Origin of the sequence: Fluviicola sp. (genome assembly GCF_029266855.1) — a bacterium.
In the GTDB taxonomy this organism is placed as follows: Bacteria; Bacteroidota; Bacteroidia; order Flavobacteriales_D; family Crocinitomicaceae; genus Fluviicola.
The window spans coordinates 439662-454574 of sequence record NZ_JAQSWB010000002.1 but is presented as its reverse complement, the minus strand read 5'-3'; the positions used below and the strand labels follow the sequence as shown (position 1 = coordinate 454574).

Below are 14913 nucleotides of genomic sequence, written 5' to 3'. Positions count from 1 at the left end.
TTTTCACGAAATGTTATTTTGAAATTATTTTTTTATTAAATTTCGGATTGAACATGCTATAAAACCCTACACAATGGAACCAGTTACAGTCGAAAAAGAGGTGGTGAAAGATTTGTCTTTCAAACATCCTGTTGAGTTTGAACAACAATCAGACATTCGCGCAAAACTAGAAGAAGCTACACGATTAGGTAATGGTTACCATCACAAGATCGGCATTATTTTTCACGATGACGAAGGTCTCAAACGGGTCAATACAACCATTTGGGCCACCGGGCAAAAATACATTTGTCTGAAAGGCGGCATGTGGATTCCCATTGATCATATCGTGGAATTAAAGTTTTAGCTTTTCAAGAAAAGTATATAAACTCCTATTGTCAGGCAGTTTTCGTTTTGTAGCTTTGGATAAACAAACTAAAGCCCATGCGTAGACTGCTTTTTTTATGCTCTTTTTTATTGATTGGCACCTCACTTTTTGCCCAGGACCGGGTGAAATGGGATTTCTCATTCAATCCGGGCACGAAGGAAATTCAAATGAAAGCAATCATTTCCGAAGGCTGGCATTTATATAGCCAGCACATTAATAACACCATCGGACCGGTTCCAACCAGCTTTACATTTACTGAAAATCCAAATGTAAAATTTGAAGGTGAAGTCATTGAACCCAAAGCCATTCACGAATACGATGAAAACTTTGAAGCTGCATTGGATTTCTTCAAAACGGAAGTCACATTTTCGCGCAAAGTAGCCAAAGCAAAATCAGGAGAGGTAATAAAGGGTTATGTGACCTTCATGGTTTGTAACGAAGTTATGTGCCTCCCTCCTGTCGACATCGATTTTTCCATAACAATTCCATAATATCCAATTATCACACATGAGGATTACCCAATTTTTTTCGCTGCTAATTCTAGCTTTTAGTTCTTTCCAATCCATTTCTCAGGTTGAATTTCCAGAAGACATGGTCAAATGGAAATTTTCAGTTGAACAAGGTGACAAATGTCAGTCAACCATCGTAGCAGAAGTGACTGTTGTTCCGGGCTGGGAAATTAATGCACTTTTCCTGCCGAAAGGATCATTCGGTATTGCTACCAACTTTGACGTGCTTCCTTCCAAAGAATTCAAATTGGTTGGAAAACAAACCGAGCCGAAACCTATTTTGCATCACGACGAAGAATCGGATGAAGATCTGGCATATCACATCGGAACTGTCAAATTCAGACAAAAAATTGAAGTTCTGTCTGATAAAGACTTCAAAGTAAAGATCAAATACGGTTACCAGACATGTAAAGTCAATAGTTATTGTCTTGCTCCGTTTGAATCCACAGCCTCAGTTACGGTGAAGGGATGTAAAACTGCTGACGGAAAATTGGGATTGGAAGTAGTTGGAGAAGAAAACACTGCTTCAGCAAACAATTCCAAACAGCCCGATAACAATAATGAAATTGACCAGTCGAAGAACAAAAAAGGCGCAAGTATTCAAAAGGAATCGAAACCGGCAAACGAAAATGAACTCGAAAAAAAGAGTATGCTGGAAGTTTTCCTGATTTCCTTCGGAAGCGGCCTCTTGGCACTAATAACTCCTTGCATGTTTCCAATGATCCCTATGACGGTGAGTTTTTTCACAAAACGAAGTAAAGATCGTAAAACCGGGATTAAAAATGCCTTTTTATACGGTCTTTCAATCATACTTATTTATGTCGTTTTAGGAACTGTCGTTACTGCGGTAACTAAAGATTCACAGGCAATTAACAACATCTCTTCGAACCCTTATTTGAACCTATTCTTCTTCGCATTATTAGTTGTTTTTGCAATTTCATTTCTTGGAGCATTCGAAATTCGATTACCTGCAAAATGGGTGAATTCGGCGGATGCAAAAGCTGATAAAGGCGGTGTAGTTGGAATCTTTTTCATGGCATTGGTTTTGGCATTGGTTTCGTTTTCATGTACAGGACCTTTTGTTGGGAACCTATTAGTAGTTGCTGTTGAAAAAGGAGGAATTGCACCAATCATTGGGATGATAGGATTCTCGAGTGCAATTGCTCTTCCATTTGCTTTGTTTGCATTGTTTCCAAGCTGGCTAAACTCTCTTCCTCAATCAGGAGGCTGGTTAAACACGGTAAAAGTTGTTCTAGGCTTATTGGAACTGGCTTTTGCTTTCAAATTCCTATCAAATGCTGATTTCACTTGGCAGGCACATATTTTAGAACGTGAAGTATTTATTGCAATTTGGATTGGTATCTTTTTGGTTCTATCCCTTTATCTATTCGGATTCTTCCGATTCCCACACGATGATGCAATTGAAAAAGTATCTGTCGGACGTGGGATTTTCGGAATATTCACCTTATCGTTTGTATTTTACATGTTACCCGGTTTATGGGGAGCTCCTTTGAAATTAATTAATGCATTCCCTCCTCCTCAATATTACAGTGAATCTCCAAGAGGATTACTTGGGGAGTCCACTAAACCTGAAGGAGAACAGACCTTTATCGAGGGCATGGAATTGGGTCCTCAAGGACTAAATGTTTTTCACGACTTTGACTTGGCATTGGCGCATTCTAAAAAAGTAGGAAAACCATTATTCGTGGATTTCACTGGATATACATGTGTAAACTGTCGTAAAATGGAGGAAAGTGTTTGGGGCGAACCTGGAGTCATTGAACATTTGACAAAAGATGTGGTAATAGTTTCTTTACATACAGACGACCGGAAAAAATTACCTAAAAATGAACAAGTTAAAGTAGAGCTTGTTCCAGGAAAATTCAAAACGCTCCGAACCTATGGTGATAAATGGGGTTACATGGAAATTAAAGAGTTTAATGTTTCTGCGCAGCCCTATTATATAATGTATGACGAGAATGGAAAGCCAATGCATAACGTAGGAGCAGCAACTTACGATACACATAAAGATCCCAGTGAGTTTAAAAAATGGTTGGAAAACGGACTTGATTCTTACAAAAAATAATCCATTGTTACCGTTCATCTATAAAAACCCTGTATTAAAATAATTTTAACTAAAAATATTTTCCTTAATCACAAAATACATGTAACTTTGTACTGATTTAGGTGGTTAGGTTAGGTTGATTAGTGAATGGAGTTCGGACGCCTGTCTGGACTCCATTTATCATTTACAGGGTTCCTGCTTCACTACGACTGAAAACCTTCAATTTAATCCATCGATTAAATATTTAAGACTTCCCTTCTTTTTCAAGCATCTTAATATCCAATTAGCTAAATTCGCAACATGAATCAATGGTTGCAAACTCACATCGAATTCCTCAAAGGAGTTGGTCCGCAAAGAGCCAAATTACTCCGGGACGAATTAGGGATTGCGACTTATTACGACCTGCTTTACCACTTCCCTTTTCGGTACATTGACCGCTCCAAATTTCATTTGATCAGAGACATTCCTGAAATGGATGGCTACGTGCAATTGAAAGGTCAGATCATCTCTGTTTCGGAGACCGGAACCGGAAGACAAAAGCGTTTGAATGTAAAATTCCAGGACAATACGGGCATTATCGACTTACTCTGGTTTCAGGGTTACAAGTATATTTTACCGAACCTGAAATTAAACACCACCTACATTGTTTTTGGCAAAGCAAAACCTTATCTGAATACCTGGAACATTTCCCATCCCGAATTAACACCTGCAACAGGAAACGAAGCAAGCATGGGATGGCAGCCTGTTTATTCCTCTACCGAAAAACTGAATGCTTCTGGCTTACACTCGAAAGGTATTCAGAAGTTGGTAGAAGGTCTTCTGGATCTGGCGACAAAAGTATATTTTGAAGAAACGATCCCTCCGAAATTTATCAAAGAATTAAAACTTCCGGCATTTGGAGCTGCTATTCGTGCAATTCACATGCCGGCAGATGTTACGTTGGCTCAAAGGGCACGGACACGTTTCAAGCTCGAAGAGCTATTACATCTCCAGATCGAATTACTTCTGAGAAAGTCGATCAACATGCAGAAAAGCAGCGGCCAGGTTGTTTCGGAAGTAGGGAGAATCTTTCACGATTTCTACGAACACCATCTACCCTTTCCACTAACCAATGCCCAAAAGAAAGTACTGAAAGAAATCCGAAGGGATATTGGTTCTGGTTTTCAAATGAACCGCTTGCTGCAGGGAGATGTTGGAAGTGGAAAAACAGTCGTAGCCTTACTCACCATTTTAATGGGAATAGGTTCCGGATTACAGGGAGCACTTATGGCTCCGACAGAAATTTTAGCGAATCAGCATTTCACAGGTTTAAGCGAATTACTTGAAGGTACCCCTGTTAAAATCGCCATACTTACTGGATCCACGAAAAAAGCAACACGGAAGATTATCCACGAACAACTTCTTAGCGGAGAAATAGACATCCTGGTAGGAACACATGCACTCCTGGAAGACATTGTTCAGTTTAAAAACCTGGGGCTCGTAGTAATTGACGAACAACATCGCTTTGGTGTGGAACAGCGTTCGCGTTTGTGGAAGAAAAACACTTCGCCACCGCATATATTAGTCATGACTGCTACTCCGATCCCGCGAACACTTGCAATGACCTATTACGGAGATCTCGATGTTTCAGTTATTGATGAACTTCCCCCGGGGAGAAAACCAATTACCACAAAACATCATTTTGAAAAAGACCGTTCCCTGGTTTTTGGCTTTATCCGTAAGGAAATTGCTTTAGGACGACAGATCTATATTGTATATCCCTTAATACAGGAATCCGAAACCCTGGATTACAACAACCTGATGGATGGCTACGAAGCGATCAGCCGCTCATTCCCGCTTCCGGATTACCGTGTAAGCATTGTGCACGGAAAAATGAAACCCGATGTGAAAGACTACGAAATGCAGCAGTTTGTTGAAGGTAAAACCCAGATAATGGTTGCAACAACGGTCATTGAAGTAGGAGTAAATGTTCCGAACGCATCGGTTATGGTGATCGAAAGTTCCGAGCGCTTCGGATTATCTCAATTGCACCAGTTACGGGGCCGTGTGGGACGTGGAGCTGAGCAGTCCTACTGTTTACTGATGACGGGCAATAAGTTGTCTGCTGACACCAAAAAACGCATTCACACCATGGTTCGCACCAACGACGGATTTGAAATTTCGGAAGTCGATTTGGAATTGAGAGGCCCGGGAGACATCATGGGAACCCAGCAAAGCGGTAACCTGGATTTGAAAATTGCAGATCTGGCAAAAGATGGCCCGCTTGTTGCATTAGCCAGGGAGAAAGCAAGAGAGCTTTTAACAGACGATCCAAGATTGGAGAAACCGGAACATACGTTCTTGCGGATTGAGGCAATAAAAAGGCTTCAGGACAAACCAAATTGGGCAGAAATTTCGTAAACTTGAACAATGAAAAAATTATTTCTACTTACAATTGCTTTTTTGAGCTATTCCCAGGCTGAATCACAAGTACTTACAGGAACACTGGTTGACTCGGGCCGCAAATTACTGACAACCGAAGAGACCTTCACTATTCCAAGTATAGCTGATGGAACAGTTGTCGTAGAATTAGCCGTTAACCGCGAAGGAATTGTAACCGGAACAAAAATCATCGGCGAGCAGTCAACTATCAAGTCTACCCCTTCCAGAATGAAAGCTGAAAATGCGGCTAAAAAACTGACATTTACTGCCGGAACGCGCTATGCACCATTCGAACATGTGCGGGTGAAGTATACCTATAAAAAAACAGTGAATTAATTCCGAATCTGCGACCAATTATCATCCGGAAACACAGTTAAATAAAGGGCTGTTCGCAATATCGCGAACATGCAACTAAACCAATGATTTCAACCAGAAACAATAGTGTTTTCTAAACCGGATTCGAAAAGATAAACTCTTCCGAATTCTCTTCCAGGTAGGAAAGCGTGTCCAGGATCTCCTGCAAATCAAAAGAAGTTACCAATTTGGTTCTGTATTCTTTGAAATGAGCAATTCCTTTGAAGTAATTCGTATAATGGCGTTTCATTTCAACAACTCCCAAACGTTCTCCCTTCCAGTTCACACTCATCATCAAATGATCCCTGGCTGCCTCTACCCTGTCTTTTACTCCCGGAGCAGCTAAGTGTTCTCCAGTCGCCATAAAGTGTTTTATCTCATTAAAAATCCATGGATAACCGATGCTTGCACGACCAACCATGATCCCATCAACTCCGTAACGATTTTTATATTCCAGCGCTTTTTCGGGAGTATCGATATCTCCGTTTCCAAAAATCGGTATCTTGATTCGCGGATTGTTCTTTACTTCTGCAATATAACTCCAGTCCGCTTCACCTTTATACATCTGGGCACGTGTTCGCCCATGAATAGACAAAGCTTCCACACCAATATCCTGAAGTCTTTCTGCAACTTCCATAATGTTGATCATCGAATGATCCCAACCCAGGCGGGTTTTAACGGTAACAGGCAATTTGGTGGAATTGATACAGGCTTTTGTCAGGCGAACCATCAGATCCACATCTTTTAAAACTCCGGCCCCAGCCCCTTTGCAAACCACTTTCTTTACCGGACAACCGAAATTGATGTCCAACAGATCCGGATTCGTGGCATCTACAATTTTTGCTGACATAGCCATTGCATCCTCATCACCACCAAAGATTTGAATTCCAATCGGCTTTTCATAATCAAAGATATCCAGTTTCTGCCGACTCTTAATCGCATCCCTGATCAATCCTTCCGAGGAAATAAATTCAGTGTACATCAAATCAGCTCCATGTTTCTTACAAAGAGCCCTGAAAGGCGGATCACTCACGTCTTCCATCGGTGCCAAAAGAAGTGGAAATTCACCCAATTCGATATCACGGATTTTTACCATGGTGCAAAGATAGAGAATTTAGATTTTAGGACGTTAAGATATTAGGACATTAAGACCGAATCTCTTCTAGTCTTGAAGTCTTAGTACCCTAATATCACTTACTCATTCTGCACTTCTTCCTGTTTAGATAAAGTCTGATAGAAATAAGCACCGACCAGCAACAATCCTCCGATTGCAATAAATACAACCGTTTTATAGATCGTACTCAAAGTACTTAAATCATAAAAGAACATCTTCAACATGGTAAGACCCAAGATAACCATAGCTGTAATCCGCATAATGGCTTGTTTTCGCTTGATCCCAATTACAATCATGACAACAGCAAAGAATACCCACAATACCGATAAAAGGATCTTGTAACCTGCTCCAAATCCGGAAACCAAAGACCACTGCACCAATTCCAGGGAAAGTATCCATAAGATCATTAACAAAGCAAGTGCTTTTGTCCAATCCTCCTGTTTCCCATAAGAACGAACAGATAAAACGGTCCCGATCACACCCGCAAACAAGGCATAATGTGCCAAATTGAAAGAATTCCAATAAGTTTCTCCTTCAGAAACAGATAAAACATTTGAAATACTTCCGGTAAATCCTAAAAGGGAAATTCCAAGAACCACAGTACCTAATATCATTGCTCCATTCGAATAGTTCTCCTGACGGCGTAAGACCAATCTTCTGAAGATACTGATCCCAAGAACAGAAAGAGAAATCCAGGCATACTGCCATAAGATCATCGTATCTCCGAACTGGTTTAGTCTTTGATACTGCTCCATACTCTTTTTCACATCAGCGACATTCAATTTGAGCTCGGTTCCCCGAATGTACTCCATGTGTACGCTAAGCGCATAGCAACCAACAAACAGCACGAACAGTAATGCAAAAATACCTGCCGTTTTCCAGGCGATGTTTTTATGGGATTCCGGTTGATACCTGGATAAGAGTGCAAAAGTTATTCCCATTGCAATTACAGCCAGTCCGACAGTAATCACTAATTCATTCTGGTAATAAGGAAGTTCTGTCTTTTGGAAAGACTGGATGAAAACTTCTATAAGAACACAAAGTGTTGCCAGTCCCAATAAAATAATCCCGATGATTTCTTCCAGGTTTCGTGCAATCTCTTTGGACAGCCAGAACAGAAGCAAAACTCCGGTCACCATCACGTAGATGTAAGAATAATCGCCGCAAAACGAGGTGAGTAAATTAGATAGGCCGAACAGGGATAATGCCAGGAAAATACGTTTGAATTCGAGTCGGTTTTCACGCTCAAAAAGAATCTTATTCAGATAATATACTCCAACACCGATCAGATTACAGGCGATCGTTTGCCAGAAAGGTGCTTTGTCCAGCACAAAACCTATTGCTCCGAAATAACAGATCCCGACCAAAACAAGCTGAACCAGCTGATGTCCCACCAGTTCATCTTTCTTCCAATGATTCCTTCCAACAATTCCGAAAACGAACAAAGCGAAGAAAGCTACTAAATACGATGCTGCTATACTTGCATCTGCTTTAAAATTGAAATCGGTATTAAACCAAATCAAGAAGATAGCGCTTGTCCAGATAATTACCGGATACTGGATAGTAGGCCACTTGCGTACAATTGAAATGATCAGCATCCCGATATTGATAATAAGCATATACAGCAAGTAATAAGAAATATGCTTCGATCCGTCTGATACCAATGGCGGAAGAATATAAGCTCCGATCAATCCCAAATGGGCAATGATGGCCATGTTGTAATACATTGCCAAAAACACAGCTATCAGAACCAATACCAACAGGCCGCCGAAAGCCACTGACGAAGGAATTAACTGGTAAAAACTGTAAGCTGCGTATGTCATAAAGTAAGCGACACCGATTGCTCCGCTTGCCAGCACAGCACTGAATGATTTGTATTTTGTACGGAAAACAAATGCGAAAATTCCCAACACCAATGCAACAGCAAAGCCTGCAAAAACCCGCCCGCTTTCTCCGATCAGGTTATGGTCGATGGCATATTTCGCGCCGATACCAACTCCGATCAGTACAATCGCAATTCCAATCTTACTCAACAATTGCTCACCGATAAACTGTTCCCAGGAAGTTTTCTCTTTTTTGGGAGCGGGGGTTGGCCGTTCTGATCCCGGAATAGTTGCCGTAACTGGTTTCGGTGTTACCTCAGATGATACAGGAATCGCTTCGGAAAGGGTTGAAACAACTGGTTTTTCAATTCCGATCTGATCACGCAAAACTTTGAATTCAGCGTAGTTTTCTTTGATTCGAATCTTCAGATCTTCGTGTTCAGCCCACAGTTTCCGATAGGCTTCTTCCAGGCGAATAATTTTGTCCTTGTCAGACTCCATAGTTTTCAGTTTCGATTGGTTTCTAAGTGAATGTAGGAATAAGATTTATCACCGCTTGTTAAAACATCAAAAAAAGTAGAGGTGAAAGATTTTCAAACCCTTATTTTTTTCAATCTCTCTTCTGAACAAAATGACCTTTTTTTAGAATATAAGTTGTCTTCCCGATATGCATCGTAGAACCATCTTCAAAAGTGTGAAAGTCTAAATAATCAATCCCATTAAAACTTAGCGCTCCTTTTGTGCGATATGCCAAATCCAAATAATCTTCGTTTAAAACTGTTCCGCCGCAAACCACCACATGAACGGGAATTCCAATATTACCACTTAAAGACATATCCCGGGGAGAAGCGAAGTTATCAGCAATCAGGATCAACTTTTCTGTTCTCGGATAACTTTTCAGAGCCTGGATCAAAGCCTCCACATTATTCTCCTGCAAATCGCCACCCGAGCCTTTTGACATAGCAAAGATCATCTGTTCGGAAATCGAATCCAGGTTAGCTGAGGTATAGGTATAAATTCCGCCTGTCTGACCAATTTTCTTTGTTTTGTCTTTTCGATTATCACCGTCATTGAAAAACACAAACTGCTTAGGAGCCTGAAGCTTATTTTTCAATTGATTACTGATAAATTCTATTACCTGTGCATTAAATGGTGCCATACTACCGGTTACATCGCAGACTAAAGTAGCTTTGGACCAATCCATTTTTGTAAGTGCTTTGCTTACCTGGTTGGAAGAAGGAGACGGCTTAATCGCACTGTAGTCATATGCAGGCAGTTTCGGTTTCATTTTTGGGGGAACTTCGGTTGCAAAAACTTCCAATGGAGAAGGCACTACGCTTCCCCGTTCCATAAAGTCAACAGAAAACTGGACCATGCATTCCGTGGGTTTACCATTCAGGGTTCCCGGAGTCCAATCCGGCATATTCTTAATGAATTCACTTACCTCATCTTTATAAGGCGAGGGACCGGGAGAATTTGGGAAAACAATCTTCGTGATCTTTCCCTCTTTGCTGATAATGAACTGAACATCTACTTTTGCAGGTTTCGATGACTCAGGTGGGAAATTGAGGTATTTCGAAAAATAGTTGATGCGTGCCTGTTCGCTATGCGGAAATTTCGGAAGAACGATCACCGGTTCCACATCTTCCAGGGAATCTCTTTCCAGTTTTTCGGTTTCTCTTTTCAAATAGTTGTCGTAAGCATATGATTTGATCTTCCCGGATGCAACTTCGCGAAGAAAATTCGATTCCACCTTTACAGAAACTTCGTCAGGAAGATCACGGTAAGTAATTACAAAGCCATGAAAGAAATTCGTTCCTTCTTCTGCAGATTTACATCCTGTCTGGGCAACTAAGACCCATTCAATTCCCGATTGGGACAAGCAGTTGGGAGCAGCCAAAAATAAGCTCTCCAATCGTTTCCTGTTCAATCCGTGCTGGTCGAATTTCTCAGATTTCCTGTAAGTTGTATAAACCAGTTCGATTTTCTGAATCACTTTATCCTTTACCGCATTCAGCACGGTTTTATCAGAAAAAATGGCATTATTGAATGCTGTTTCCAGGAATATCAGATCTTTTTTAGCCGGTTTGGAATACTTTTCACTGCTTCGCGGTGGTGTTTTCAATACGAAATCAATTTGTTCCTGCATGGTTTGAGCATTCAGGATCAAGGGGAATAAGCAAATAAGGAGTAAAAGGTGTTGCATAAACAGTCGATTCTTACAAAATAATGCCCCGGAACCTGAAAAGTTACAAACTTCCAAGAACCACATCGGCACCAAATACCAAGGCTGAAATCCAGGTACCGAATACAACGAATCCGAACAATCCGGCAAACGATTTATGCATCGGATTTTGATTGCGGCTTAGGAAAACACTCATCAGCCACATCAACGTGGGCACAATCAGCCAGGCATACATGTTCATCCAAATACATGTCAGCATCACCAATGCGTTTACGATTTGAAGCCACCTGAACTGGGTTTTATCATCCCATGCGATCAAAACCTGCCACAACAAAAAGAACAAGGTGAATGCTATTAAGGAAAACGAAACGAATGTTTCTACCTCCGGTATGTGTGTATTCAATGTTTCATCCGAGATCACCAATTGCAATAATAGCTTAGATGACAGAGCCAGTGAAAAAGTGGCAAGCAACAAACTTATTTCCTGCCATCCGAACCGTTTATTGACAATTACCAAAAGAACAGCCAATGCAAAAAGAGCCGGTTTGAAAACACCAAAAGGTAAGATAAACATACCGCTTTCCGCAAAAATGGTTGTTGCGTAAATACAAGCCGTCAGAATACTTAAAAGAACAATGCGCTCACTAGTCATTTTTCTTAGCCAAAGCTTCTTCGATGTAATCGAATGTTGAAAGAATTACCGGTTTACCGTCTACTACCGCAATATCGTGTTCAAAGTGAGCACTCGGCTGACCATCAGCAGTGACGATCGTCCAGTTATCCTCCAATTGAATAACTTTTTCCGTACCCATATTGATCATTGGTTCGATGGCAATGGTTAAACCATTCATGATCTTTTTTCCACGACCTCTTTTTCCATAGTTCGGAACCTGCGGATCTTCATGCAGTGTTTTTCCCAAACCATGACCTACCAGTTCGCGAACAACTCCGTAACCATGTTTTTCAGCATGCGTTTGAATTGCCCAACCGATATCATCCATTCTATTTCCTACCTGGGCCTGGTCAATTCCCAAATACAAACACTCCAAAGTAACATCGAGCAATTTTCTCTTTGCTTCGGAAACTTTACCGATTGCAAAAGTATAAGCGTGATCTCCGTAATATCCTTTGTAAACAGCTCCACAATCCACAGAAACGATGTCTCCTTCCTGGATTGGTCGTTCAGTAGGCAAGCCGTGAACTACCTGTTCATTTACCGAAATAAGCAAGGTACTCGGGCATCCGTATAATCCCAAGAATCCCGGAATTGCGTCCTGAGAGCGAATATAAGCTTCGGCCATTTGATCCAACTCAAGCGGGGTTATTCCCGGGCGAATCATTTCCGCCACCTTCCCTAATGTTCTGCTAACAACCAGAGCTGCCTGGCGCATAATTTCAATTTCTTCGGCTGTCTTATATTTAATCATACTCTTATTCAGGAAATTCATTGATGCAAAGATACTTTTAAATTCAAAATTGAAAATGCAAAATGCAAAAGGTTTACTCTGGCGAACCCAGGTTATTTTGTATTTGGAATTTGGAGTTCACGATTCTATCTAAAACCGTTTCAGTTGAAACTTCTCGAAGGTGTACTCAGCAGTATAGATCTTCATTCCTTCATTCAGATTGTACCAGGGCGAAATTGTTCTGTTCATCGGATTCATCAATACCTGTATTTCCTGGGCAGGCATGTAACTTTGAGCTAAGAGCACCAGTTTTTCACCATCCGCGTTTTCTGCCAGATCCACCACAATTACTGCATGTCCGGGTGACCCGCCACGGATCAGCACATCACCGATCTCCACATCCTTCAATTCAATGGAACGCAACTCTTTGTTCAATGAAAGTGTGCTTGCGTAATTGAACACCGTTTCCATGTATTTCAGGAAAGAAGCATAACTTTTATCCGCCGCAGCCGATTTCTGCCAAAAAACAGCATTTCCCTTCAGTGCTACACGGTTTCCTTCACGCCATTTAGTATACTCACAATTGAATCCGCTTACAAAGCGAAAATGAATGTCCGAAAACATCTTGTTACGAAACAAGTATTCTCCGCGCAAACGCATTACCGCATCCGCACACTGCTGTAAATCCCTGTTTCCGACAGACATATTAATCACCGCAACATGTGCACTTTGATTTCCCTTTAAACTTCCATCGTATAAATGAACAGCGGAACCATGTTTTTTAAGCGGGAGATTGCGCAAGTAGAATCCGAAACTGCTGCTGTCCTGCGGTTTTCGTTCATAACCGTCGGGGGGCAGGAAACGCGTTGCAATACTCGTCCCGGAAGTATCTGTTAATTGTTCATCTGCATAAACTCCATTCACTGTTTTGGAAGGATTGAGCTCACAGCCAGTTATAAAAAGAAGTACCGTTACTGAGAACGCGGAAAGAGGGAAGAAACGCATTATTAGGGTTTAGAAGTTTTGAGTAAGATAAGGAATATTTGGATTAACGGGGGATTTTAGGACATTAGGATATTAGGACTTAAGACGAAACTGTGGCACGAAAAATTAAAGACAATGGCAGCACGAGCCGGAGCCTCGCGCCAACAGAGAGAATTGCGAATGCCGAATTACGAATTTGAATAGTTAAATATACCTGTTAGGTGTTAAAAACATATACAAACGTAACTATATCTATGCTTTATCTATGCTTTATCTATGCTTCATCCATACTGTAAATATGCTTTAACTATGGAATATAGTAGCTATACCCCTTGGTTTCCTGTCCGTCAAATGACGGACAGAACCTCGGTCTTCGTCAGCTAGTGCGTTATCCCTCGGCTTTTCCGTCTTGACCAAAGCAGATCAAACAAATGATCGCTTCGGATCAAGTGAGACGGAGCCTCAGTCTTCGTCCGCCGCGGCGGACTCTTATGCTTATGACCTGTCATAAATAGTGGTACGTGATAAATAGCGGTACGCGATGAATAGTGGTACGCGATAAATCGCGTACCTACTACAAAAAAACCGACTCATTTCTGAATCGGTTTTGGGTTTCTTTTGTCGTTAATCTCAGCAATTGCTGATCTTTTACTTTCCTTTCGGAACGTGGGTATCCGTAAATTTACCTGCTGTATTATTCCAGTTGTCAATTAAAGACGAACGTTTCTTATTCAATGACTGATTTGTTGCGTTGTAGGTATTTACGCTTGCATTCATATCATTCACTGCTTTATTGAATTCATTTACATCAGACTGGGTACGCTTTTTTTCCGGGATCTCATCAAAAGCCTTTTTCACTTTATCAAAGTTTTCTGTAACCATGAAATAATCAGCCATTTTCGGAGTTTCATTTGTTGCTTCATCAATATAAAATTCCAACAATTTTTTGGTTGCTTCCACCATGCTTTTATCATTCTTATACGGTTTTACCCCTTCCAGTTTTTTCAAACCTTCTTTTGCAGCCGAAATAAGTGCATTCCTGTTTTGCTCAATTGCATTGATGTCTTTCCGATTGATCGCATCCATCAGGTACAGCTCCTGTTTGTAGCTTTTGAAGAAGATCAGGTAAATTTCATTGTACGTGCGGTAAACATCACCGGCAACAGCCATCTTTTTATCCAATGCATCTTCGGAGACGATCAAATTGATATTGTTTGCCCCGGCAAATACCTTTTGTTCTCTTCCTACCATCTCAGATGCCTGTACCAATTTATCATTCGCGCGATCACGTGCCAACATGTATGCCTCCATTGCATCATACGACTCTTCAGATACTGCTTCCATGTCTACAATTTTCGCATAATCCTCTTTCAATACGATGTTATTGATGCGAAGGAATTCGATAACGGAATCACGGAATTGAGTTGAACCATTATATGCTTTGGCAGATTTTGCCTTGTTCAAAGCTGCGGTCGAAGTCTGAATTAATTCAGCTCTTCTTTTCTCTACTTTACGGGCACTTTTACCATGTGAAACAGAACTTGTATAGTCCCACATATCCTGCTGGATCTTGCCATATTCAGCTGTAAATACATTCATGTACTCTACCGCTGTTTGGGCATAAGTATTTACCGCCCCCAGGAAGGCAATCATTAAGGTTAATTTAAGTAATCGATTTTTCATTGTTT

General features: G+C 41.0%; 12 protein-coding genes. 5 read left to right on the top strand and 7 right to left on the bottom strand.

Annotated elements, in window-relative coordinates; genetic code table 11:
- Positions 1 to 73: 73 nt before the first annotated feature.
- The 5 genes from K0S23_RS07340 (at position 74) to K0S23_RS07320 (ending at position 5695) form a co-directional block, all read left to right on the top strand.
- Positions 74 to 343 carry a hypothetical protein gene (locus tag K0S23_RS07340; RefSeq protein WP_300355784.1) on the top strand — a complete coding sequence of 90 codons (270 nt, stop codon included), beginning with the start codon at positions 74 to 76 and terminating at the stop codon, positions 341 to 343.
- Positions 344 to 420: 77 nt separating this feature from the next.
- The gene (locus K0S23_RS07335) at positions 421 to 855 is read left to right on the top strand and encodes a protein-disulfide reductase DsbD domain-containing protein (protein ID WP_300355783.1); all 435 of its coding nucleotides are present in this window, start codon (positions 421 to 423) and stop codon (positions 853 to 855) included.
- A 100-nt stretch (positions 856 to 955) separates the two neighbouring features.
- Positions 956 to 2959, top strand: coding sequence for a cytochrome c biogenesis protein CcdA (locus tag K0S23_RS07330; RefSeq protein WP_300355782.1), 2004 nt, complete (start codon positions 956 to 958; stop codon positions 2957 to 2959).
- Between the two features lie 279 nt (positions 2960 to 3238).
- The gene (recG, locus tag K0S23_RS07325; RefSeq protein ID WP_300355781.1) at positions 3239 to 5338 is read left to right on the top strand and encodes an ATP-dependent DNA helicase RecG; all 2100 of its coding nucleotides are present in this window, start codon (positions 3239 to 3241) and stop codon (positions 5336 to 5338) included.
- Between the two features lie 9 nt (positions 5339 to 5347).
- Entirely contained in the window at positions 5348 to 5695 is a 348-nt protein-coding gene (locus K0S23_RS07320; protein WP_300355780.1) for a hypothetical protein, read from the top strand.
- Between the two features lie 112 nt (positions 5696 to 5807).
- Here K0S23_RS07320 and dusB read toward each other — a convergent pair whose 3' ends face one another.
- From dusB to K0S23_RS07285, 7 genes are all read right to left on the bottom strand, one after another.
- Positions 5808 to 6809 carry a tRNA dihydrouridine synthase DusB gene (gene dusB / locus K0S23_RS07315; RefSeq protein WP_300355779.1) on the bottom strand — a complete coding sequence of 334 codons (1002 nt, stop codon included), beginning with the start codon at positions 6807 to 6809 and terminating at the stop codon, positions 5808 to 5810.
- A gap of 98 nt (positions 6810 to 6907) precedes the next feature.
- Positions 6908 to 9151, bottom strand: coding sequence for a DUF2339 domain-containing protein (locus K0S23_RS07310; protein ID WP_300355778.1), 2244 nt, complete (start codon positions 9149 to 9151; stop codon positions 6908 to 6910).
- A gap of 109 nt (positions 9152 to 9260) precedes the next feature.
- Positions 9261 to 10856, bottom strand: coding sequence for a hypothetical protein (locus K0S23_RS07305; protein ID WP_300355777.1), 1596 nt, complete (start codon positions 10854 to 10856; stop codon positions 9261 to 9263).
- Between the two features lie 43 nt (positions 10857 to 10899).
- Positions 10900 to 11487: a hypothetical protein gene (locus K0S23_RS07300; RefSeq protein ID WP_300355776.1), complete on the bottom strand. Its 588-nt coding sequence runs from the start codon at positions 11485 to 11487 to the stop codon at positions 10900 to 10902.
- Positions 11480 to 12262, bottom strand: a complete 783-nt coding sequence (map, locus tag K0S23_RS07295) for a type I methionyl aminopeptidase (protein WP_300355775.1) — start codon at positions 12260 to 12262, stop codon at positions 11480 to 11482. Before map ends, K0S23_RS07300 begins: the two co-directional genes overlap by 8 nt.
- Positions 12263 to 12391: 129 nt before the next feature.
- Positions 12392 to 13246, bottom strand: a complete 855-nt coding sequence (locus tag K0S23_RS07290; protein WP_300355774.1) for a DUF4846 domain-containing protein — start codon at positions 13244 to 13246, stop codon at positions 12392 to 12394.
- A gap of 627 nt (positions 13247 to 13873) precedes the next feature.
- Positions 13874 to 14908 carry a hypothetical protein gene (locus K0S23_RS07285; protein WP_300355773.1) on the bottom strand — a complete coding sequence of 345 codons (1035 nt, stop codon included), beginning with the start codon at positions 14906 to 14908 and terminating at the stop codon, positions 13874 to 13876.
- Positions 14909 to 14913 lie beyond the last annotated feature (5 nt).